Genomic DNA, 21,610 nt, shown 5'->3' with positions numbered 1-21,610 from the left:
GTCTACAGGCTGTTGCGGTTCAGCCAGTTGCGCAGAACGGTGATGCCCTCCGGCACATGCAGGCGGCCGAAACCGACGCGCAGGCAGTTTGGCGGCACGGGCGTGAGTTCCGAGTGATAGACGCTGGAGGGCAGGAAGAACACGCCGGCCTCCTCGACCGCGCGCCGGGCAAACTCCTCGACACCTTCCGGCCCCTTGTAGCGGATGAACGCAACGCAACCGCCGTCCGGCTCGCGCCAGTCGAACAGATGCGGAAAATCGGCGAAAAACGTGTTCCACTCGGTGATGTTGGCGCGAACGATAGCACGTGTCCGGGCCAAGATCCTGTCGCGGTTCTTCAGCGCGATACGGGCCAGAACTTCCGAAGGAGCGGAATTGCAGATCGACAGGAAGTGCTTGTAACGTTCGCAACGTGTCAGGAATTCCGCGTCCTTGCAGGCCAGCCAGCCGATCCGAAGGCCCGGAAGCCCATAAGCCTTCGACATGACATTCAGCGAGATTCCTCGCTCATAGGCATCGACAGCCTGCGGTAGGCGCAGTGCCTCGTCCTTCTCGATCAGCCGGTAGACCTCGTCACTGAACAGCCAGATACCATGCTTGCGGCAGATTTCGATGAGAGCATGAAATGTCGTATGCGGCAGGATCTTGCCGGTCGGGTTGTTGGGAAAATTGATCGAGATCAGCTTGGTGTTCGGCTGGATCGCGGCCTCAATCTTGCCGAGGTCGAGGTTCCAGTCATTGTTGATATCCAAGGCCACGCCCGTCACCGCGCAGATGCTCAGCGGCAAGGTTTCGGCGGCCTGATAGTTGGGCGTAATGACGATGGCATGATCATCCGGCGTCAAGAGCACCTTCATCGCGACATAGATCGCTTCCTCGGCGCCGGCAAAGCAGATCAGGTTTTCCGGTTGAACCGTGTCGTAGGTCCGCGCGATTTCCTGGCGCAGCACCGGTGCGCCAAAGGTTTCGGTGTAGCCAAGGCTGAGATTTTCGAAATCGGTGCGGTCTTCGTCACTGGCCATTGCCAGAAGCTCCGGCAGGCGCATGCTCTCAGCATCCGAGGCCGTCATGTTATATTTGGCGGTGAACTCCCATTTCGACATGAACGTTTCGAGCACAAAATCGCGCATAGGCTTGGTCATCGCGGTTCTCCTTGAACGGCAGCGTCCTGTTTCTGGCGGATTGCGCCAAGGCGGTTGTAGATCGTCGCTCTCGACAGTTTCAGGATTTCGGCAACATAGGGAACAGCTTTGCGGATGGCAAAGACGCCGCGGGCGTCGAGTAGCGCAAGAAGGCTGTCCGTGTCGGAATTGGTCAGGCCCGCGAGACTGGTCTTGTGCGTCGCAAGAAATTCGCCGATCACGGAATTCACCGCTTCGCGCCAGTCATCCGCCATCAGTGCCGATGCCTTTTGCATTGGCGCTGCAACATTCATCATCGATTTCAACTGGTCGAAGATTCCGGCAAAGGCCTCGATATCGTGATTGATGCAAAGAAGGCCGATCGGCTTGCCCACAGCATCACGCAGTACGGAAGTGATCGCCTTCAGCCTGCGGCCATCCCAATTGGACTTGCCGTAGGGGCCGATCACATCCGCATCCAGGGTCGAAACCAGTCCGGCCTCGTTGAGCGAACTGTCCCCCGGTCGGCGCCTGGAAAAGGCGTTGGCGATATGGAAGATCAATCCCGTCTCAAGGTCATGCAGGACCGCTTCCACATGCGGGGAAAACAGCGTGGCGACGGCGTCGCAGACTGGGATGAAAGGAGTGAGCGGATGAGACATAAGGCCTTATCCGTCTATATTGACAATTTGTCAATATAGACAAATTGGACAACTATCGGCCAAACGACGATTTGCCGGAGTTGATCTGCCGTTGAAACTCCGGGTCGCGCTGCGACAGTTTCTTGTGCAGATGAACCATCATGCCGGCGGCAAAGAGCGGGGTCAGCAGATTGAGAAGCGGCACGGCCAGAAATGCAGCAAGCACGAGGCCGCTGAGGAAGACTGTGCCGGCATGTTTGGCGCGGAAAAGCCGGGCTTCCGCCGGGGAGCGATAACGCATCGCCGCAAACTCGAAGAATTCCCGGCCGAGCAGGTAGCCGTTGACGAGAAAGAAGGCGATCAAGTTGATGCCGGGGATCAGCAACAGAAAGAGAGCAACGATGTTGCCGGCGATGATGACGCCGAGAAATTTCAGCGTGCCGGCAATCGCCTCTCCCAGCGGCAAAGCACGGCCCGCCGGTTCGTTCGGGTAATCGCGTTTTTCGACAACTTCCGCGACGTCATCAAGGAAGAAGCCGGCAATCAGCGCCGTTACCGGCGCAAGAAGCAACGCTAGCCCCAAGGCAAGACCGAGACTTGCAAAAATACCGACAACGAATGTCAGCCATCCCGCCCAGCCGGGTGTTCCGGGCAACAACGCGTCAAGCCACGGCAAGGCAAGGTAGATGAACAGTTCGCGCAAGGCGAGCCACAGGCCAATCAGCGCCAGCAGCGTCAGCCCCAACACCTTCCAGAAGACCGAGCGCGTTTCGGGCGCGAAAAGATTGGCAAAGGAAAGCCGCGCCGCGTCGAGTATCATCCGGTATCTCCTTTGAGGGCGTTCGTGCCGCTGTCTGCGCATGTAGGCGGGGCATGGCTTGCGGGCAAGACCGCGAGGCCTGCGGCTTTGAAAAGTCCGCGAAAATCATGTGCGAAGGACGCTGTTTTTGCTGCCAAAACCGGTGCTGCACCGTTATGATGCCAGCACAAGCAGTTGTGGAGTGTTGAGACGATGGATGGAGTGAACATAAATATGTCGGTAGCGGGCCTGTCGGTGCTGCTGCAATCCGGCGCGCTCGATCCGGTCGACCTGGCAAAGGCTTCCCTGGAAAAGATAGCTGGCTACAAGGATCAATCGATTTTCACGGAATTGCTGGATGAACAGGCGCTCTCGGAAGCCAGATTGTCCTCGCAACGCCTTCGTTCGGGGCGGTCTCTCGGTTTGCTTGATGGCATTCCGGTCGCCTGGAAAGATCTGTTCGACACGAAGGGATCGGTAACGACCGCGGGATCCGCTGTGCTGGCCGATGCCGCGCCCGCATCCGCCGATGCTGCTGTCGTTACGGCGCTTGCTGGTGCCGGAATGGTCAGTATCGGCCGCACCAATCTCAGCGAATTCGCCTTTTCCGGCCTCGGCATCAACCCGCACTATGGAACGGCCCATAACCCGGCATCGCGCGATGTGCCGCGCATCCCCGGTGGCTCGTCGGCCGGGTCCGGCGTGGCCGTGGCAGCCGGTCTGGTACCGGTGGCGATCGGTACGGATACCGGCGGCTCGATCCGCATTCCCGCCGCGTTCAATGGCATTGTCGGCTACAAGGCGACGCGTGGACGCTATTCCATGCAAAGTGTCTTCCCGCTGGCAAAGAGCCTCGATTCACTCGGCCCGCTCTGCCGCACCGTGCAGGACGCCGTCTGGATCGATGCAGCCATGCGCGGGCGCACCGCGCCGGATATCCGCCGGACGGATTTAAGCGGCTTGAAGCTTGTCATTCCTGAGACAGTCGTCTTCGATGATGCCGAACCGGGTGTCGTGGCCGCATTCGAGGCTGCGGTTTTGCGGCTGGAGCAGGCCGGTGCCCGGGTCAAGCGGCGGGCCTTCCCGATTTTTGCCGAGATTTTCGAGATTACGGCGCGCCATGGTGCACTGGTCACGGCTGAAGCGTTCGCGCTCCACAAGGCGCGGCTGGAAGGCCCGGAGGCTGCCCGCATGGATCATCGGGTCGTCGCCCGCACACGGCTGGGCGAAAAGACCACGACGGCAGATTACATTGCCATCGCTGACGCCCGCCAGCGGTTGATCGCAGCTTTCACCGAAAGTCTGGATTCCGGAGAACTCGTCATCCATCCGACCCTGCCGCATGTGGCGCCGCCGATCGCGCCGCTGCTTGCCGATGATGATCTGTTTTTCAAGATCAATGGCCGGACATTGCGCAACACATCCATCGGCAATTTCCTTGACGGCTGTGGCGTCTCTATCCCCTGCGGCACGGGCGATGCCGGCATGCCGGTCGGCTTTCTTCTCTCCGGCCTTCGCAACGCCGATGACAATCTGCTTTCCGTGGCACTTTCGGCCGAAGCCATCATCCGGGGCGACGCATGATCGTCTGCTTCGATATTGGCGGCTCTGCCATCAAGGGCGCCGTTGCCCATGCGGCCGACCGGATCGAACCGCTGGAACGCCGCATCACGCCGCTCGATGATTTCAACGCCTTTGTCGGTACGCTTCGCGATGTCATTGCGGAAGCGGGCGAAGCGCCTGACCGCATCGCCATATCGATCACCGGTGTCGTTGATCCCGAAACGCAGGCGATCAAATGCGCCAATATTCCCTGCATCGACGGGCGCGAGCTTGGTGCGGAACTTTCCGTTTTGCTTGGACTGCCTGTGTTGATCGCCAATGACGCGGATTGTTTCGCACTGGCGGAGGCGGGGGCCGGTGCCGGGCGCGGTTACCGCATCGTGCTTGGAGCGATTCTCGGTACTGGCGTCGGCGGCGGCCTGGTGGTGGACGGCCGGCTTATCAATGCGGAAGGCGGGTTCGCCGGCGAATGGGGCCATGGCCCGGCGGTCGCCTCCATGGCTGGTACGCCACCGGTTGCGATTCCCATTTTCGAGTGCGGCTGCGGCCAGCGTGGCTGCGTCGATACGATCGGCGGCGCCCGTGGCATGGAACGTTTGCACCTGACCTTGCACGGCAAGACCCTGGAAAGCCATGAGATCACCGCGCTTTGGCAGAACGGCGATGTGGAAGCCGCTCGTACCATCGATGTGCTCGTTGACCTCATCAGTTCGCCCCTGGCGCTGACGGTCAATATCACCGGGGCGACGATCGTCCCCGTCGGCGGCGGCCTGTCCAACGTGACACCACTGATCGCCGAAATCGACAAGTCTGTTCGGGGCCGAATCCTGCGCAAGTTCGACCGCTCACTGGTGGTGCCGGGCGAATGCCGGATCGAACCGGGACTGATCGGCGCCGCCGTTCTTGGTCTCGCAGGAGAAGCATCATGACAAATATTCTTCTGGAAGTCTGCGTCGACGATGCGGCCGGCCTGCGGGCTGCTGTCGATGGCGGCGCTGATCGCATCGAATTGTGCTCGGCTCTGTCCGTCGGCGGGCTTACGCCTTCGTTGGGCCTGATGGCCCTGGCGGGCAAAGTTGATATTCCCGTTTACGCGATGATCCGGCCAAGGCCGGGCGATTTTGTTTTCGATGCCGGTGACATGGATGTGATGCGCGTCGAAATCGAAGCGGCCCGGTCAGCAGGTCTCGCAGGGGTCGTTCTCGGCGCCAGCCGCCCCGATGGAAGCCTCGATAAAGAAGCGCTCAGGACGCTGGTGGATCACGCGCATGGATTGGGCCTGACCCTGCATCGCGCCTTCGATCTGGTGCCGGATTTTTCCGAGGCCGTCGAGATCGCGGTGGACCTCGGTTTCGAGCGTATCCTGACTTCCGGTGGTGCGAAACGAGCCTCTGACGGTGCTGATGCACTGGCCGGAATTGTTGCGGCCGCAAAGGGCCGCATCTCGATCATGCCCGGTTCGGGGGTGACGCTGGAGACGGTCGGCGGCCTCCTGTCCCGTCTTCCGGTAACAGAGGTTCACTCGTCCTGTTCGGTGGAAAAGCCGGCTTCGGATGCCCGTCTGGTATCGCTTGGCTTTGTTGCGCGCAGCGCAAAGCAGACGGATGAACAGGCCGTGCGGACGCTGAAGGCGCGGCTGTCCGCCGCGCCCTGATATCTCGATATCTCGAAGCTTAGGCTTGGAAAACGCGCGTCCCGCCAATCCACGTCGAGGCCATGTCCAGGCTCTCGGTCAAAAGCACGAAGTCCGCGTCGAGACCGGGCAACAATCTGCCTTTCCGGGCGGCTACACCTGCAGCGTCGGCGGGATAGGCCGATGCCATCCGTAGCGCCTCGTCGAGCGGCAGATCCAGCTTTTCATGGGCAAAACGCACAGAAGCGAGCATGTCGATATCGGCGCCTGCCAGCGTGCCGTCGGCCAATGTCAGGCGCCCGCCCTTGCGGAAGATCTCGCGGCCGTTCAGGAGGAAACTTGTCTGCTCGGAGCCGATCGTCGACATCGCATCGGTGACGATGAAGATGCGGCCGGGGCCATTCTTGGCGCGTAATGCAATGCCCATCGATACCGGATCGGCATGAAAGCCATCGGCAATGATGCCGGCATGCAGGCTGCCAATATCGAGAGCTGCACCAACAACACCCGGTTCGCGATGGCCGAGCGGGCTCATCGCGTTGAACAGATGCGTCACTGTACGCGCGCCAGCCTTGGCATACTCAACGACGGTCTTGTAGCCAGAATCCGTGTGGCCAAGGCTGACGATGATAGCGGCCTCGGCCATCGCTGAAACCTGCGATGCGGTCGTGTTTTCGGGTGCCACCGTTACCATGATGGCATCAAAATCCCCGGCGCATTCGAGCAACGCGTCGAGATCGGCCTGATCCATCGGACGGATCAGGGCCGGGTCATGAGCGCCCTTGCGGGCAACGGAAAGGTGCGGCCCTTCCAGATGCAAACCCAGGAATCCGGGTACATTCTCCGCCTTGGCCTGCCTGCCGCCCGCAATGGTGCGGGCGCGAATCTCGAATGTGTCGGTGATCAGCGTCGGAAGCAGAGCGGTCGTGCCGAACTTCGCGTGAGCAGCGCAGATCGTCCGGATGGCATCGACGTCCTGCCGGTCGTTCAGCATCACGCCACCACCGCCATTCACCTGCAGATCGATAAAGCCGGGTACAAGCAACTGGCTATCGGCCGGGACAATTTCTGTCCCGGCAGGCAGGTCGCTCTGCGGCAGGATACCGGTGATCGTTCCACCATCCAGCAGCAGTGACTGGCCATCATGCCAGAACAGGCCGTCGAAAATCCGGGCTCCGGTGATAGCTTTTTGTGCGGTCATCGCGTTTCCGTAACCTTCTTGAGAGCGACCGGCGCGTCAGGATTGAGGCCGCGTGAACGCGACCAGGATTCAACGAAGCCGTAGAACGGAATGATCAGGGCCAGCGCATCGGTAATCGGATGACCGGTTGCCACGAACGGCAGAGCCTTTGCCGCCTTCGCTTCCGACGAGGTCGCAAAGGCGAGCGCACCCTTGGCAGCCAGGCCGTCAAGAATGCCGGTAACCGACCCTTCCGCAGCATCACGCGCAGCAAGGCCGATCACCGGAAAACGTTTTTCGACCAGCGCCACCGGCCCATGCAGCACTTCCGCCGCCGAATAGGCTTCGGCGTGCATGCCGGACGTCTCCTTGAATTTCAGCGCGGCCTCGCTGGCGATGGCGAGCGCCGGACCGCGGCCGAGCACGAACAGTGATTCCGCGTCACCAAGTTCATCGGCCAGCGATTGCCAGTCGAGCTTCACCGCCTTGGCAAACTGGGCAGGCAGATCGGCGACGGCACGCTGGAGGGCGGTGTCTCCCGTCCATTCACCAAGGATGGCAAGGCCGGCAACGATCGAATTGACATAGGACTTGGTTGCAGCAACAGCGATTTCCGGCCCGGCGAGAATATCGAGCGGATGGGTGCTGGCTTCCGAGATCGGTGAGGGCAGGGTGTTGGTCAGTGCGATCGTCACGGCGCCGGCCTTGGTTGCCGCCTCGGCCATTGCGACGATGTCCGGGCTCTTGCCCGATTGCGAGATGGCGATCGATGCTGCGCCCTGAAGCTGCATCTTGGCGCCGTAAATTGAAGCAAGCGATGGGCCGAGCGAGGCGACGGGCCGTCCGGTCGAAAGCTCGATCGCGTATTTCAGGAACAGTGCGGCATGGTCGGACGAACCACGGGCAATCGTTACGAAAAACGCCGGGTCTTTCGCACGCAGAGCTGCGCCGGTTTCCTTGACCGCTGCCTTGGACTGTTCAAGAAGACGCGCTGCCGCTTCGGGGATTTCGTTGATTTCGCGCCGCATGTTGGTTTGCATGGTCATGTCTTTCTTATCTGGGCCGCTCTCAGGAATCCGACAAAGTCAGTTCGGCGACGAAATCATAGGCGTCGCCCCGATAGAGCGAGCGGGTGAATTCTACCACGCGGCCGGAGGCGAGGTAGGAAATGCGTTCGATGGACAGGCTGGCGGAACCGGCCGGCACGCCCAGCATCGCCGCATCCGGATCCTTCAGGCTGCAGGCGGAAATGCGCTGCACGGCGCGCACAGGCCGCGATTTGGTCTTGTCGAGTTCGGCATAGAGCGATGTGCCGACCCGGACGGGATCCGGCAGGAACTCTGCGGAAACACTGGCCCGCTCGATCGCAAGCGGCATATCATCGGCGATACGTAGTCGGCCAAGCCGCGCCACCAGCGCATCGGCGGGCAGGCCAAGCGCCATCATTTCATCCGGCGAGGGATGGTACAGTCCGCGCTCGATCCATTGCGCCGTCGTCACCAGCCCCCGGCGTGACATATCCTCGGTAAACGATGTCAAGCGCGACAACGATTGCTGGACGCGGTGAACCGGCTTGACGACAAAGGTTCCGGATCCGTGGCGGCGCACCAGCAAACCGTCCTTGACCAGATCGTCGACTGCCTTGCGCACCGTCACGCGGCTGATGCTGGCATAGTCGGCGAGATCCCGCTCTGGCGGCAGGGCGTCGCCATGATTGAGCTTTCCCGACAAAATGGCTTCTTCCAGCGATTGCCGCAGCTTGAGATAAAGGGGGCCGGAGCCCCCGGCCTGCAGGCCGTCCAATGGCAATATGGCTTCGAGATGCTGGGTCATGTGGCAGATCCCGTCACAAACCGCTTGGCAGCCAGCGCCACCGAGCCGGTCAGGGCGTCTGCCTCGGGTTCGATGAACAAAGGCTGATGCCGTTCGGCAAGCCACGGCCGATAGATCGGTGCCAGGCCGCCCAGCAGGCAGAGCTTGCGGCTACCCTGGGCCACCAGGGCATCCAGAGCCTCATCGACGGTTTGCGCGCAGCCCTTGAGTAAGGCGATCGCCACCGGATCGTTGCGGGCCGCATAGTCGAATATCTTCGGTGCGAACCGGCCGAATTCGCCGGGTACCGCAGCGCGGGCAAACTCCACAGCCTCGCGCGGATCATTGTTGAATTCCGCCATCACGGCATCCGTCAGCGGCGACGATGGATGAATCCGGTCGAAGGCAAGAACGCTTTCCTGCAGAAGCGCGTGGCCAAGCCGGGCGCCGCTGCCAAGGTCGCCGATCTGGAACCCCCATCCGCCGATATAGCGGACCTCATCTCCCTGGCGGGAGATATAGATGGAACCGGTGCCAAGAATGGCCACCGCGCCGTCACTATCGCCGAGTGCGCCCTGCAGCGCGATCAGCCCATCGGATTCGATGTCGGCCTTCGCGAACGGCAAGCGTTCCTTCACATAATGCACGGCATCGCCGACATTGCTGCCGGCAACCCCGACCAGCGCACAGGCTGAACCGATTTCCGAAGGAGCAATGCCTGCTTCCTCGAATGCTGCAGTGGCTGCGCTGACGATATGGATCAGGGCGTTATCGGGATCGGTCAGGATGTTGGCAGCGCCGCTTTTGCCGCGCCCGAGGATACGCCCATCGGCGCCCGCTACAGCCGCGCGGCAACTCGTGCCCCCGCCGTCGATTCCCAGAATGTAATGTGGCATGGATACCTCCGGGAAAAAGGATACCAAAAAAATACCATTTACCAAGAGGATTTTGGTCTTTAATTGGATTTATCGATTAACAAACTGAAATATATAAATTATTTTAGAAAATGGAAATTTTATTCAGCTAAAATCGAATTTTTCCTAGACAATTGGTATTTTTTTGGCATTAATTTGCGAAGAGGGAGATAAGCGCATGCCGTCAGTGAAAACCGAGGAGCGTCACGACAAGGCGATGGGGCTGGATGTAATGCATCCGGCGCTTGCTCTGCGTGTGCTTGCGTCCGGCCAGCAGGCAGCGGCCAAAGTTGTTGATTCTGCTATCGAGTCCATCGCCGCTGCCGCGCAGATCGCTGCCGCCGCGCTCGCCAATGGCGGGCGTTTGGCCTATGCCGGTGCCGGCAGTTCAGGCCTTATGGCTATGACCGATGCGCTGGAATTGCCCGGTACCTATGGAATTGCGCTCGACAAGGTCGTGGTGCTTCTTGCTGGCGGTGCCGCGAGCCTTACCGATCTCGCCGGTGGATATGAAGACGATATGGAGCTGGCCCGCAAGGATGTGCGCGATGCCGGTATTGGCGCGGGAGATTGTCTGATTTCGGTGTCGGCCAGCGGCTCGACGCCTTATGCGCTTGCGGCAGCCGACGAGGCCCGCGAGCGGGGCGCACGCGTCATTGCCATGGCCAACAATCCCGGAGCCCTGCTCTTCCAGAATGCCGAAGTCTCTATTCTGCTGCAGACGCCGCCCGAGGTTATCTCCGGATCGACCCGCATGGGCGCAGCCACCGCGCAGAAGATCGCCTTCAACATGTTTTCGACGCTTGTCGGTATTCAGCTCGGTCATGTCTACGATGGACATATGGTCAATCTGAAGGCTGACAATGCAAAACTGCGTGGCCGTGCCATCCGCATCGTTTCCGATATTGCCGGGATCGGCGCCACGGAAGCCGGCCATTATCTGACGACATCTTCTGGCTCGGTAAAGATCGCCATTCTTCTTGCCGCTGGGGCAAAGGATGTGGTCGCTGCGGAAGCAGCGCTTGCTGAGGCCGGTCAAAACTTGCGCCGCGCATTGTCTGCTGTCGCGGCACATTGAGTCCAAGGGTTTTAAAACCGCGCCAAAAATGGCGCACAATGAGGGAGAACGTAATGACCCGCACTACCTTGAAAGGCCTGCTGCTTGCATCCAGCATCCTCGGTTCCGCCGGGCTGGCGCATGCCGAGGACGTCACGCTGACGATCGAAAGCTGGCGCAACGATGACCTGGCCATCTGGCAGGAAAAGCTCATTCCGGCTTTCGAGGCCAAGCATCCGGGCATCAAGGTCGTCTTCGCGCCGACTGCCCCGACCGAGTATAACGCTGCGCTGAACGCCAAGCTCGATGCCGGTTCGGCCGGTGACCTCGTCACATGCCGCCCGTTCGATGCTTCGCTTGAGCTTTACAACAAGAAGCACCTGGCTGACCTGACCGGTCTTGCCGGCATGGAGAATTTCTCGCCGGTCGCCAAGTCCGCCTGGACGACAGACGATGGTTCGGTTGCTTTCTGCGTACCGATGGCATCGGTTATTCATGGCTTCATCTACAATAAGGATGCCTTCGACAAGCTCGGCATCGCCATCCCGGCGACGGAAGCCGACTTCTTCGCAGCGCTCGACAAGATCAAGGCTGACGGCACCTACATTCCGCTCGCCATGGGCACGAAGGATCTTTGGGAAGCCGCGACCATGGGCTACCAGAACATCGGCCCGACCTACTGGAAGGGTGAAGAAGGCCGCGCTGCCCTGATCAAGGGCGAGCAGAAGCTGACGGACGCCGGTTGGGTCGAACCCTACAAGGTTCTTGCCAAGTGGAAGGATTACCTCGGCGACGGCTTCGAAGCCCAGACCTATCCGGACAGCCAGAACCTCTTCACGCTCGGCCGCGCTGCCATCTACCCGGCCGGCTCGTGGGAAATCGGCCTGTTCAACACGCAGGCCCAGTTCAAGATGGGGGCTTTCCCGCCGCCGGTTAAGGCCGCAGGCGATGCTTGCTACATCTCCGACCACAACGACATCGGCGTTGGCCTGAACGCCAAGAGCGCGCATCCGGAAGAAGCCAAGAAGCTTCTCACCTGGATCGCTTCGCCGGAATTCGCCGACATCTATGCCAACTCGCTGCCGGGCTTCTTCAGCCTGAACTCGACACCGGTAAAGATGGCCGACCCACTCGCACAGGAATTCGTTTCCTGGCGCGAAAAGTGCAAGCCGACCATCCGCTCGACCTACCAGATCCTGTCGCGTGGCACCCCGAACCTCGAAAACGAGACCTGGGTTGAATCGGCCAACGTCATCAACGGCACCGATACGCCGGAAGTTGCTGGCGAAAAGCTGCAGAAGGGCCTCGACAGCTGGTACAAGCCTGCCAAGTAAATCGGGCGTGGGCGTATAGCCCAAACCCTAACCCTCCCCCTCACAGGGGGGAGGGGACTTCCGAAGTTTGCAGCTTGTCCCTTCTGCGCGTTACCGGCAGAAGGTGCCCGAGAAGGCGGATGAGGGGCTGCACTTGACGCGGGATGTCCTTGCAAAAAGCAAAGCGTCCAGCCAAAAACATGTAACCTGAAATCACATCCTGCCAGCGCCTTCGGGCTTGCTGGTGATGGCACGCGCCGCGGGGACCGGCAGCGCAGGCCTTGCCGCACATCGCGGCGATCGACGAAAAACGGGTCGGAGCGGCAGAAGCCATGAGCAGCGCCATATCGTCTGAGGACAGCATGCAAATCTCGGCGCGGCCGAGACGTTGGCATATCCTTGTTTTCCTGTTGCCGGCTTTCATCGTCTATTCCGCCGTGATGATCCTGCCGCTGATCGAAACGCTGCGTCTGTCGCTGTTCAATACGGTCGACGGGCAATCCACGTTCGTCGGTCTCGCCAATTTCCAGGTCCTGTTCGGGGATGAGCGCTGGGCCGCCGATTTCTGGCGGGCGCTGAAGAACAACTTCATCTTCTTTACAATCCACATGCTGGTGCAGAATCCGCTCGGCATTGCACTTGCCGCCATGCTGTCGATCCCCAAGCTCAGGCTTGCGGCCTTCTATCGGACAGCAATCTTCATGCCGACGGTCCTGTCCTTCGTTATCGTCGGCTTCATCTGGAAGCTGATCCTCTCGCCGATCTGGGGTATTACGCCGTTCTTCATGGATCTCGTCGGCCTGAAGGCCTTCTTCGGGCCGTGGCTCGGCAAGCCCGGCTCGGCGCTGATTACAGTCTCGCTGATCTCCGTCTGGCAGAATGTCGGCATTCCGATGATGTTGATCTATGCCGCCCTTCTGAACATCCCGGACGAAGTTATCGAGGCTGCCGAATGTGACGGTATCACCGGTTGGAGCCAGTTCTGGAAGATCAAGCTGCCGCTGATCCTGCCCGCCATCGGCATGGTCTCGATCCTGACCTTCGTCGGCAATTTCAATGCGTTCGACCTGATCTACACCGTGCAAGGCGCACTTGCCGGGCCGGACGGGGCGACCGACATTCTCGGAACGCTGCTTTACCGGACCTTCTTCGGCTTCCAACTGCAGCTTGGTGACCGCTCGATGGGCGCCACCATCGCCACCGTGATGTTCCTGATCATCCTGGCCGGCGTCTCGCTATATCTCTTCGGCATCCAGCGGCGCGTTCGCCGCTACCAGTTCTAAGGGGAATGGGCCCATGTCAAAAGCACGCATCTCGCCGCTGCGCTCGGGTTTCGTTCACCTGGCCCTCGCAGCCTATACAGTGGTCGCGCTGTTTCCGGTCGTTCTGACGATCGTCAATTCGCTGAAAGACAAGAACGCCATTTTCCGCACACCGTTGGCTCTGCCGACAGCGGAGACGTTCAGCCTGATCGGTTATACCACAGTGCTGAAACAGGGCGATTTCATCGGTTATTTCCAGAACAGCCTGATCGTCACGGTCGTCTCGATCTTCTTTGCGCTGCTGTTCGGCGCCATGGCGGCGTTCGCGCTGTCGGAATACCGGTTCCGGGGCAATACGCTGCTGGGGCTCTATCTCGCCATCGGCATCATGATCCCGATCCGGCTTGGCACTGTGGCCATCCTGCAGGGCATGGTCGCCGCCGGTCTGGTGAACACACTGACGGCACTGATCCTCGTCTACACCGCCCAAGGCCTGCCGCTTGCCATCTTCATCCTGTCGGAATTCATGCGCACCGTCTCGGATGACCTGAAGAATGCCGGCCGCATCGATGGCCTGTCGGAATATGCGATCTTCTTCCGGCTCGTCCTGCCGCTGGTCCGCCCGGCCATGGCAACCGTCGCGGTCTTCACGATGATCCCGATCTGGAACGATCTCTGGTTTCCGCTGATCCTCGCGCCCGGCGAAGCCACCAAGACCGTCACACTCGGCTCACAGGTCTTCATCGGCCAGTTCGTTACCAATTGGAACGCGGTTCTTGCGGCCCTGTCACTGGCGATCTTCCCTGTCCTTATTCTCTACGTTATCTTCTCGCGGCAGCTGATCCGCGGCATTACCGCAGGAGCAGTCAAGTAATGAGCAAACCCGTCCGTGTCCTCGTCGCCGGTCTCGGCAATATGGGCCGCAGTCATGCGCTGGCCTATCACAACAATCCCGGCTTCGAGATCGTCGGCCTCGTCAATCGCTCCAAGCCGGTGCTGGCGCCGGAGCTTGGCGGCTATACGATCCATCCGGATTTTGCCACGGCCCTCAAAGAGTTAAAACCTGATCTCTGCTCGATCTGCACCTACTCCGACAGCCATGCCGACTATGCCGTCATGGCCTTCGAGGCAGGCTGCGATGTCTTCATCGAAAAGCCGCTGGCAACGACGGTGGCCGATGCTGAACGCGTCGTGGCAGCGGCGAGGAAGGCGGGCAAGAAGCTGGTGGTCGGGTATATCTTACGCCACCATCCGTCCTGGATCCGGTTGATTTCCGAAGCCCGCAAGCTCGGCGGCCCTTATGTGTTCCGCATGAACCTCAATCAGCAATCCAGCGGCCCAACCTGGATGACGCACAAGTCGCTGATGGAGACCACCCCGCCGATCGTCGATTGCGGCGTGCACTATGTCGATGTCATGTGCCAGATCACCGATGCCAAGGCCGTCGAAGTCCGCGGCATGGGCCTGCGCCTGTCCAATGAAATCGCCCCGTCGATGTACAATTACGGCCATCTGCAGGTGTTGTACGAGGATGGTTCCCTCGGTTGGTACGAAGCCGCGTGGGGGCCGATGATCTCGGAGACCGCCTTCTTCGTGAAGGACGTGATGTCGCCGAACGGATCGGTTTCCATCGTCATGGATCCGAATGCCAAATCCGACGATATCGACACGCACACCAAGACCGCGGTCATTCGCGTTCACAAGGCCGAAACCGGCGCGGACGGCAAGTTCGTTCACAAGGACGAGGACCTGAAGATGGACGGCGAGCCTGGACATCAGGAGCTCTGCGACCTCGAGCAGGCCTATGTGTTGAAAGCCATCACCGAAAATATCGATCTCGAACGCCATATGGACGATGCGGTCCAGTCGCTGCGCATCTGCCTTGCGGCCGATGAGAGCGTGCGCACCGGCCAGCCGGTCAAACTTTAAAAGGGGCCTCACGTGGGATCACTTCAACTGAAATCCATCCGCAAGGCCTTCGGCAATCACGAAGTTCTGAAGGGCATCGACCTCGACGTGAAGGATGGCGAGTTCGTCATCTTCGTTGGCCCGTCCGGCTGCGGCAAGTCGACTCTTCTGCGTGTCATCGCCGGTCTTGAGGATGCGACCTCCGGCAGCGTCCAGATCGATGGCCAGGAAGTGGTCACCACGCCGCCGGCCAAGCGCGGCATCGCCATGGTGTTCCAGTCCTATGCGCTCTACCCGCATCTGACGGTCAAGGACAATATGGGCCTCGGCCTGAAGCAGATGGGCGCGCCGAAGGCGGAGGTCGACGCCAAGGTCGCCAAGGCATCCAGCATGCTGTCGCTTGAGTCATATCTTGCCCGCCGTCCTGCGGAACTGTCCGGCGGCCAGCGCCAGCGCGTCGCCATCGGCCGCGCCATCGTGCGGGAGCCAAAGCTGTTCCTGTTTGATGAGCCTCTCTCCAACCTCGATGCTGCGCTGCGCGTCAATACGCGTCTGGAGATCGCCCGGCTGCACCGCAGCCTCAAGGCAACGATGATCTATGTGACGCACGATCAGGTCGAGGCGATGACGCTGGCCGACAAGATCGTCGTTCTCAATGCCGGCCAGATCGAGCAGATCGGCTCGCCGATGGAGCTTTATAACAGGCCGGCTAACATGTTCGTCGGCGGCTTCATCGGTTCGCCGCAGATGAATTTCATTGAAGCCGGCAGGCTCGGCGACAAAGAGGCAAAGACTGTCGGTATCCGGCCGGAACATATTACCCTGTCGCGTGAGAGCGGTGACTGGAAGGGCAAGGTCATTCATGTCGAGCATCTTGGTGCCGATACGATCCTGTATCTGGAAACCGAGGTCACCGGCCTGCTGACGGTTCGCCTCTTCGGTGAGCACAAATACGATGTCGACGACGTCGTCTACGCGACGCCGGACAAGGCTTCGATGCACCGTTTCGGTGCCGACGACCGGGTTCTGCGCTGATTTCGAAACGTGATTGTATCCGAATGTTGATGAAAATTATCGTTCGGTAACGTTTTATTGTGCGTTGCATCATCGGCTTGCGCTGCTTCCGGTTTTAACATACGTATCTGTTTGTATAATTGATGCGTTGGTCGTTCTGTCCCGGAATTTCTTCGTATCATATTGATTTTCATGAACTTCCAGCAGCAGCTGATCTCTTTGAAAAAAGATGATCGGCTGTGTGGCTGGACTTTGCGTATGGAACCAGAGATGCGGATGAACCGACCAATATTGGCTGCAACAGTGGCTGCCCTGGTGATTATTTCAGGCTGCCAGAAGGACGACAGCGAGAAGCAGGCGGCCCCGTCCTATCCGCCGCCGCAGGTCTCGGTGATTACAACGAAGACCGAATCGCTGCCGATCACCAACGACCTGCCGGGCCGCATCGCAGCAACCCGCATTTCGGAAGTGCGTCCGCGCGCCACCGGCATCGTCATCGAACGCGTGTTCGAGCAGGGCTCGCATGTGAACGCCGGCGACGTGCTGTACCGGATTGATCCGGCGCCTTTCAGGGTTCTGGTCGAGAGTGCCGAAGGCACGTTGCGCCGCGCAAAGGCGGTTCAGCTTCAGGCCAAGCAGGCGGCTGATCGCCAGGAGCAGTTAAAGAAATCCGGCGTCGCCACCGGTCAGAACTATGATGACGCGATCGCGCAGCTCGCACAGGCCGATGCCGACGTGGCCATCGCTGAGGCAGGTCTCGCAACCGCCCAGCTCAATCTGCAATATACCAATGTCACAGCGCCGATCAGCGGCCGTATCGGCCGTGCGCTGATCACCGAGGGTGCGCTGGTCAGCGCCAATGGCTCCGAAAACCTGGCCACGATCCAGCAGCTCGATCCTGTCTATGCCGACTTTACCCAGTCTGCGATGGATCTCATCCGCCTGCGCAAGGCGCTGCAGGACGGTGCTTTGGCCGGTGGGGGCAACGAAGCCAAGGTCAATCTGGTGATGGATGACGGCAGTGCCTATCCGCATGCCGGTAAGCTTTTGTTTTCGGAAGCAGCTGTCGATGAGACAACCGGCCAGGTTACGTTGCGTGGTGAATTCCCCAATCCGGACGGCGACCTGCTGCCCGGCATGTATGTGCGCGTAATCATCCAGCAGGGCGTCGAGAAGGATGCCATCGCTGTGCCAACTCAGGCCGTGCAGCGCGATACATCGGGCAATGCACAGGTCTATGTCGTCAAGGATGACAAGACGGCCGAACTGCGCACCGTCTCTGCCGGCCATGTTCTGGGTGATCAATGGATCATCCGCAATGGCTTGAAGGCCGGCGAGAAGGTGATCGTCGAAGGCTTCCAGAAGGTTCGCCCTGGCGCGCCCGTCGAGCCGGCGGACTGGAAGGTCGCTGATGCCCAGCCTGCCGGTGCAAAGCCAGCGGACGCGAAACCCGCTGCTGAGCAGGCCGGCACGGACGGTGCTGCTGCCAAGCCGGCGGAAGAGGCAAAGCCTGCCGAACAGGCGAAGTGAGGATCTGATCGATGCCTAGTTTCTTTATCGACCGGCCGATCTTTGCGTGGGTCGTCGCGCTTTTCATCATGATCTCCGGTATCATCGCGCTGCCGCTGCTGCCGATTTCGCAGTATCCGAACGTCGCACCACCGCAGATTTCCATCAACACCAGCTATCCCGGCGCATCGTCGGAAGAGACCTACCAGAGTGTGACGCGGCTCATCGAAAATGAGCTGAACGGCATCGAGGGAATGCAGTATTTCTCGTCGACGTCCAGCGCTGCAGGCAGCGTGTCGATCAACGTGACCTTTGCTCCGGGCACTGATTCCGGTGACGCCTCGATCGACGTGCAGAACCGTGTTCGCCGCGTCGAGGCGCGTTTGCCCGATGCCGTGCGTCAGCAGGGCATCGAGGTTGAGGAAGCCGGTTCCGGCTTCCTGATGATCCTCGCACTCACATCCACCGACGGTTCCATGGATGCGGTTTCGCTCGGCGACTATCTCAGCCGCAACGTGCTCAACGAAATCCAGCGCGTCGAAGGCGTCGGCCGTGCGCAGATGTTTGCCACCGAGCGCGCCATGCGTATCTGGCTCGATCCGGACAAGATGCGTGGCCTCAATCTGACGGCCAGCGACATCAACGCCGCAATCACCGCACAGAACGCCCAGGTCGCGTCTGGCAGCATCGGCGCCCAGCCGAACCCGATCACACAGCAGATCAGCGCGCCTGTTCTGATCAAGGGCCAGCTCACCTCGGCTGAAGAGTTTGGGGCGATCATCCTGCGTGCCAATCTCAACGGTGCCACGGTTCGTCTGCGCGATGTTGCCCGCATCGAGATCGGCGGTCAGGACTATAGCTTCTCCACCCGCCTGAACGGCAAGCCGTCCGCGGCTATCGGCGTGCAGTTGACCCCAACCGGCAACGCGCTGGCCACGTCCACGGCCATCAAGGCGCGTATGGACGAACTGGCAACGTTTTTCCCGGCGGGCGTCGAATACTCCGTCCCCTACGACACGTCGCCCTTCGTCGCGATCTCGATCGAAAAGGTTCTGCACACGCTGCTTGAAGCGGTGGCCCTGGTGTTCCTCGTGATGTTCCTGTTCCTGCAGAACATCCGCTACACCATCATTCCGACACTCGTCGTTCCCGTAGCATTGCTCGGCACGTGTGCCGCCATGCTCGCCATGGGCTTCTCGATCAACGTTCTGACGATGTTCGGCATGGTGCTTGCCATCGGCATTCTCGTCGACGATGCGATCATCGTCGTCGAAAACGTCGAACGCATCATGTCCGAAGAAGGGCTGACACCGAAGGAAGCAACACGCAAGGCGATGAAGCAGATCACCGGTGCCGTCATCGGCATCACGCTGGTTCTGTCGGCCGTGTTCATTCCGATGGCCTTCTTCCCCGGCGCCGTTGGCGTCATCTACCAGCAGTTCTCGCTGACCATGGTGGTTTCCATCCTGTTCTCGGCTCTGCTCGCCTTGACGCTGACGCCAGCATTGTGCGCCAGCTTCCTCAAGCAGGTTCCGAAGGGCCATCATCACGCCAAGCGCGGTTTCTTCGGGCTGTTCAACCGCGGCTTCGACAAGGCGTCGCATGGCTATAGCGGCTGGGTCGCCGGCATGGTCACGCGCACATGGCGCTTCATGCTGATCTATGTCGTGCTGCTCGGCGGTTTGGCGTATCTGTTCATGCAGCTGCCGTCGTCGTTCCTTCCGGATGAAGACCAGGGCTTCGTCATCGTCTCGATGCAGCTGCCGTCGGAAGCAACCGGAAACCGCACGACCGAGGTTATCGAGCAGACGGAAGCCATCTTCAGCCAGGAACCGGCTGTCGAACGGATCATCGCCATCAGCGGCTTCTCGTTCTCCGGTACCGGTCAGAATGCCGGCCTCGCCTTCGTGACGCTGAAGGACTGGTCGGAGCGTGGACCCAACGATGTTGCCTCGGTCATCGCCGGCCGGGCATCGGGCGCCATGTCCCAGATCAAGGATGCGATCAGCTTTGCGCTCTCGCCGCCGCCGATCCAGGGTCTCGGCACCTCCAATGGCTTCGAGTTCCGCCTGCAGGATCGTGGTGGTCAAGGGGCCGCGGCACTCGCCGCAGCGCGTGACCAGCTTCTCGGCCTTGCCGCGCAAAGCCCGGTCATCTCTGGTGTTCGCGTCGATGGCCTGCCGGATGCGGCACAGGTCAATCTGTTGATCGACCGTGAAAAGGCCAACACGTTCGGTGTGACCTTTGCGGAGATCAACTCGACGATCTCGACCAATCTCGGTTCGTCCTATGTCAACGACTTCCCGAATGCGGGACGTCTGCAGCGTGTGACGGTGCAGGCTGACGAGAACCGGCGCATGCAGACGGCCGACCTTCTGAAGCTCAACGTGCGTAACAGCAATGACGGCATGGTGCCTCTGTCTGCTTTCGCCAGCATCGAGTGGACGAGCGGCCCGACACAGACCGTCGGCTATAACGGCTACCCGTCAGTGCCGATCAGCGGCCAGGCCAATGCAGGCTATTCCTCCGGTGAAGCGATCGCCGAAATGGAACGTCTGTTCAGTCAGCTTCCTCCCGGCTTCGGCTATGAGTGGACGGGGCAGTCGCGGGAAGAAATCGCCTCGGGCACTCAGGCACCGCTTCTGGTGGCGCTGTCCTGCCTCTTGATCTTCCTGTGCCTTGCAGCGCTCTATGAAAGCTGGAGCATCCCCGTTGCGGTGATGATGGTGGTGCCGCTTGGCGTCATCGGTGCGGTTTTGGCCGTGATCCTGCGGGACATGCCGAACGACGTTTACTTCAAGGTCGGCCTGATCGCGATCATCGGACTATCGGCGAAGAACGCGATCCTGATCATCGAGTTCGCCAAGGAGCAGATGGAGGCCGGAAAACCGTTGCTGGATGCCACCATCGAGGCGGCGCACCTGCGCTTCCGTCCGATCCTGATGACCTCGCTGGCCTTTACCCTCGGTGTTCTGCCGCTGGCGATTGCCACCGGCGCAAGCTCCGGCAGCCAGCGCGCCATCGGTACCGGCGTCATGGGGGGCATGATCTCGGCGACGGTGTTGGCGATCTTCTTCGTGCCGGTCTTCTTCGTGTTCATCATGAAGCTGTTCCGCAGAACGACGTTGAAGCCGATCGGTGCGGATGCGGAAACGGCCTCTACACCGGCAGAATAATGGAGACGGCCCGCCGGAAGGCGGGCCTTTTCCGGTTGAGGAGGCGTCATGCGTAGAACAAAAGCCGAGGCGGAAGAGACCCGCAACAGCATTCTGAATGCTGCGGAACGGGTTTTCTTCGAGAAAGGCGTTTCCACTGCATCACTCGATGATGTCGCCAAGGCGGCCGGCGTAACGCGCGGCGCCATCTATTGGCATTTTTCCAACAAGACCGATCTGTTTCTCGAGCTCTACAATACCGTAAACTTGCCGCTGGAAGACATGATCGCCCGCAATGTCGTGCAGCCGGGTGCTGATGTGCTGTGCTATATCGAGAAGTCAGCCGGAGACTGGCTCGACCAACTGGCCGGCGACGAACATCGCCAGCGCATCTTCACCATTCTTCTGCGCTGCCCTTACGGCGAGGATCTGCTGCCGGTTCTGGAAAAGCAGCAAGAGGTCGATGACCGGCACACCGTAATGCTCGATAGCGCTTTTGATACGGCCCGGAGCGAGGGCTTTCTCAATGGAAACTGGACGCCTCAGTCTGCCACCAAAGCGCTGCGCTGGATGATGGAAGGCCTTTGCAGCGAGTGGTTGCTGTTTGGCCGCCGCTTTGATCTGGCGTCGGAAGGCAAGGACGGGCTGAAACGTCTGTTCGACAGCTTTCGCCAGACACCAGCAACTGCGGAAGCGCTGGCCGCTTCCTGATCTATCCTGTTTCGCAGC

Annotated in this window: 19 protein-coding genes; 12 read left to right on the top strand and 7 right to left on the bottom strand. The window is 60.3% G+C overall.

Annotated elements, in window-relative coordinates:
• Positions 1-2: 2 nt before the first annotated feature.
• Genes ASC96_RS10325 through ASC96_RS10315 form a run of 3 tightly spaced genes read right to left on the bottom strand, consistent with a single transcriptional unit; the run spans position 3 to position 2,582 of the window.
• Positions 3-1,142 carry an aminotransferase class I/II-fold pyridoxal phosphate-dependent enzyme gene (locus ASC96_RS10325; RefSeq protein WP_060502955.1) on the bottom strand — a complete coding sequence of 380 codons (1,140 nt, stop codon included), beginning with the start codon at positions 1,140-1,142 and terminating at the stop codon, positions 3-5.
• The gene (locus ASC96_RS10320) at positions 1,139-1,783 is read right to left on the bottom strand and encodes a PAS domain-containing protein (RefSeq protein WP_060502954.1); all 645 of its coding nucleotides are present in this window, start codon (positions 1,781-1,783) and stop codon (positions 1,139-1,141) included. The genes ASC96_RS10325 and ASC96_RS10320 overlap by 4 nt, the downstream gene beginning before the upstream one ends.
• Positions 1,784-1,835: 52 nt before the next feature.
• The gene (locus ASC96_RS10315; protein ID WP_060502953.1) at positions 1,836-2,582 is read right to left on the bottom strand and encodes a sulfate transporter family protein; all 747 of its coding nucleotides are present in this window, start codon (positions 2,580-2,582) and stop codon (positions 1,836-1,838) included.
• Positions 2,583-2,774: 192 nt separating this feature from the next.
• Between ASC96_RS10315 and ASC96_RS10310 the strand changes: the two genes are divergently transcribed.
• Genes ASC96_RS10310 through ASC96_RS10300 form a run of 3 tightly spaced genes read left to right on the top strand, consistent with a single transcriptional unit; the run spans position 2,775 to position 5,778 of the window.
• The gene (locus tag ASC96_RS10310; RefSeq protein ID WP_060502952.1) at positions 2,775-4,145 is read left to right on the top strand and encodes an amidase; all 1,371 of its coding nucleotides are present in this window, start codon (positions 2,775-2,777) and stop codon (positions 4,143-4,145) included.
• The gene (locus tag ASC96_RS10305) at positions 4,142-5,053 is read left to right on the top strand and encodes an ROK family protein (protein WP_060502951.1); all 912 of its coding nucleotides are present in this window, start codon (positions 4,142-4,144) and stop codon (positions 5,051-5,053) included. The genes ASC96_RS10310 and ASC96_RS10305 overlap by 4 nt, the downstream gene beginning before the upstream one ends.
• Entirely contained in the window at positions 5,050-5,778 is a 729-nt protein-coding gene (locus tag ASC96_RS10300; RefSeq protein ID WP_060502950.1) for a copper homeostasis protein CutC, read from the top strand. The genes ASC96_RS10305 and ASC96_RS10300 overlap by 4 nt, the downstream gene beginning before the upstream one ends.
• A 19-nt stretch (positions 5,779-5,797) precedes the next feature.
• Here ASC96_RS10300 and nagA read toward each other — a convergent pair whose 3' ends face one another.
• From nagA to ASC96_RS10280, 4 genes are read right to left on the bottom strand one after another with little or no spacing between them, the layout of a single operon-like run.
• A complete protein-coding gene (gene nagA, locus ASC96_RS10295; protein WP_060502949.1) occupies positions 5,798-6,958 on the bottom strand; it encodes an N-acetylglucosamine-6-phosphate deacetylase in 1,161 nt (386 codons plus the stop codon).
• The gene (locus tag ASC96_RS10290) at positions 6,955-7,977 is read right to left on the bottom strand and encodes an SIS domain-containing protein (protein ID WP_060502984.1); all 1,023 of its coding nucleotides are present in this window, start codon (positions 7,975-7,977) and stop codon (positions 6,955-6,957) included. The genes nagA and ASC96_RS10290 overlap by 4 nt, the downstream gene beginning before the upstream one ends.
• 28 nt (positions 7,978-8,005) lie before the next feature.
• Positions 8,006-8,770, bottom strand: coding sequence for a GntR family transcriptional regulator (locus ASC96_RS10285; RefSeq protein WP_060502948.1), 765 nt, complete (start codon positions 8,768-8,770; stop codon positions 8,006-8,008).
• On the bottom strand, positions 8,767-9,645 hold the full coding sequence (locus ASC96_RS10280) for an N-acetylglucosamine kinase (RefSeq protein WP_060502947.1): 879 nt from the start codon (positions 9,643-9,645) through the stop codon (positions 8,767-8,769). Before ASC96_RS10280 ends, ASC96_RS10285 begins: the two co-directional genes overlap by 4 nt.
• A 196-nt stretch (positions 9,646-9,841) precedes the next feature.
• Here ASC96_RS10280 and ASC96_RS10275 point away from each other — a divergent pair, with 196 nt between their 5' ends.
• The 9 genes from ASC96_RS10275 to ASC96_RS10235 all read left to right on the top strand — a co-directional run bounded on the left by ASC96_RS10275 (position 9,842) and on the right by ASC96_RS10235 (position 21,592).
• A complete protein-coding gene (locus ASC96_RS10275) occupies positions 9,842-10,741 on the top strand; it encodes an N-acetylmuramic acid 6-phosphate etherase (RefSeq protein ID WP_060502946.1) in 900 nt (299 codons plus the stop codon).
• 53 nt (positions 10,742-10,794) lie between these two features.
• The gene (locus ASC96_RS10270; protein ID WP_060502945.1) at positions 10,795-12,054 is read left to right on the top strand and encodes an ABC transporter substrate-binding protein; all 1,260 of its coding nucleotides are present in this window, start codon (positions 10,795-10,797) and stop codon (positions 12,052-12,054) included.
• 311 nt (positions 12,055-12,365) lie between these two features.
• Entirely contained in the window at positions 12,366-13,316 is a 951-nt protein-coding gene (locus tag ASC96_RS10265) for a sugar ABC transporter permease (RefSeq protein WP_060502983.1), read from the top strand.
• A gap of 13 nt (positions 13,317-13,329) precedes the next feature.
• Positions 13,330-14,169, top strand: a complete 840-nt coding sequence (locus ASC96_RS10260) for a carbohydrate ABC transporter permease (protein ID WP_060502944.1) — start codon at positions 13,330-13,332, stop codon at positions 14,167-14,169.
• Positions 14,169-15,224 carry a Gfo/Idh/MocA family oxidoreductase gene (locus tag ASC96_RS10255; protein WP_060502943.1) on the top strand — a complete coding sequence of 352 codons (1,056 nt, stop codon included), beginning with the start codon at positions 14,169-14,171 and terminating at the stop codon, positions 15,222-15,224. The genes ASC96_RS10260 and ASC96_RS10255 overlap by 1 nt, the downstream gene beginning before the upstream one ends.
• A 12-nt stretch (positions 15,225-15,236) precedes the next feature.
• Positions 15,237-16,238: an ABC transporter ATP-binding protein gene (locus tag ASC96_RS10250; protein ID WP_060502942.1), complete on the top strand. Its 1,002-nt coding sequence runs from the start codon at positions 15,237-15,239 to the stop codon at positions 16,236-16,238.
• Between the two features lie 237 nt (positions 16,239-16,475).
• A complete protein-coding gene (locus ASC96_RS10245) occupies positions 16,476-17,747 on the top strand; it encodes an efflux RND transporter periplasmic adaptor subunit (RefSeq protein WP_060502941.1) in 1,272 nt (423 codons plus the stop codon).
• A gap of 11 nt (positions 17,748-17,758) precedes the next feature.
• The gene (locus tag ASC96_RS10240; protein ID WP_060502940.1) at positions 17,759-20,902 is read left to right on the top strand and encodes an efflux RND transporter permease subunit; all 3,144 of its coding nucleotides are present in this window, start codon (positions 17,759-17,761) and stop codon (positions 20,900-20,902) included.
• 48 nt (positions 20,903-20,950) lie between these two features.
• Entirely contained in the window at positions 20,951-21,592 is a 642-nt protein-coding gene (locus ASC96_RS10235; RefSeq protein WP_060502939.1) for a TetR family transcriptional regulator, read from the top strand.
• Positions 21,593-21,610: the final 18 nt, after the last annotated feature.

This window comes from Rhizobium sp. Root1204 (assembly GCF_001424965.1).
Lineage (GTDB): Bacteria > Pseudomonadota > Alphaproteobacteria > Rhizobiales > Rhizobiaceae > Pararhizobium.
The sequence above is the reverse complement of the archived record's forward strand: the minus strand, read 5'-3'. Positions and strand labels throughout refer to the sequence as shown.

What these genes read in the sequence shown, in the direction of transcription:
- ASC96_RS10315 (WP_060502953.1), bottom strand. Translation starts at nt 2,582, where the DNA reads ATGATACTCGACGCGGCGCGGCTTTCCTTTGCCAATCTTTTCGCGCCC.
- ASC96_RS10310 (WP_060502952.1), top strand. Translation starts at nt 2,775, where the DNA reads ATGGATGGAGTGAACATAAATATGTCGGTAGCGGGCCTGTCGGTGCTG.
- ASC96_RS10260 (WP_060502944.1), top strand. Translation starts at nt 13,330, where the DNA reads ATGTCAAAAGCACGCATCTCGCCGCTGCGCTCGGGTTTCGTTCACCTG.
- ASC96_RS10300 (WP_060502950.1), top strand. Translation starts at nt 5,050, where the DNA reads ATGACAAATATTCTTCTGGAAGTCTGCGTCGACGATGCGGCCGGCCTG.
- ASC96_RS10320 (WP_060502954.1), bottom strand. Translation starts at nt 1,783, where the DNA reads ATGTCTCATCCGCTCACTCCTTTCATCCCAGTCTGCGACGCCGTCGCC.
- ASC96_RS10245 (WP_060502941.1), top strand. Translation starts at nt 16,476, where the DNA reads ATGGAACCAGAGATGCGGATGAACCGACCAATATTGGCTGCAACAGTG.
- ASC96_RS10285 (WP_060502948.1), bottom strand. Translation starts at nt 8,770, where the DNA reads ATGACCCAGCATCTCGAAGCCATATTGCCATTGGACGGCCTGCAGGCC.
- nagA (WP_060502949.1), bottom strand. Translation starts at nt 6,958, where the DNA reads ATGACCGCACAAAAAGCTATCACCGGAGCCCGGATTTTCGACGGCCTG.
- ASC96_RS10275 (WP_060502946.1), top strand. Translation starts at nt 9,842, where the DNA reads ATGCCGTCAGTGAAAACCGAGGAGCGTCACGACAAGGCGATGGGGCTG.
- ASC96_RS10265 (WP_060502983.1), top strand. Translation starts at nt 12,366, where the DNA reads ATGAGCAGCGCCATATCGTCTGAGGACAGCATGCAAATCTCGGCGCGG.
- ASC96_RS10305 (WP_060502951.1), top strand. Translation starts at nt 4,142, where the DNA reads ATGATCGTCTGCTTCGATATTGGCGGCTCTGCCATCAAGGGCGCCGTT.
- ASC96_RS10290 (WP_060502984.1), bottom strand. Translation starts at nt 7,977, where the DNA reads ATGCAAACCAACATGCGGCGCGAAATCAACGAAATCCCCGAAGCGGCA.
- ASC96_RS10270 (WP_060502945.1), top strand. Translation starts at nt 10,795, where the DNA reads ATGACCCGCACTACCTTGAAAGGCCTGCTGCTTGCATCCAGCATCCTC.
- ASC96_RS10240 (WP_060502940.1), top strand. Translation starts at nt 17,759, where the DNA reads ATGCCTAGTTTCTTTATCGACCGGCCGATCTTTGCGTGGGTCGTCGCG.
- ASC96_RS10235 (WP_060502939.1), top strand. Translation starts at nt 20,951, where the DNA reads ATGCGTAGAACAAAAGCCGAGGCGGAAGAGACCCGCAACAGCATTCTG.
- ASC96_RS10325 (WP_060502955.1), bottom strand. Translation starts at nt 1,142, where the DNA reads ATGACCAAGCCTATGCGCGATTTTGTGCTCGAAACGTTCATGTCGAAA.
- ASC96_RS10255 (WP_060502943.1), top strand. Translation starts at nt 14,169, where the DNA reads ATGAGCAAACCCGTCCGTGTCCTCGTCGCCGGTCTCGGCAATATGGGC.
- ASC96_RS10280 (WP_060502947.1), bottom strand. Translation starts at nt 9,645, where the DNA reads ATGCCACATTACATTCTGGGAATCGACGGCGGGGGCACGAGTTGCCGC.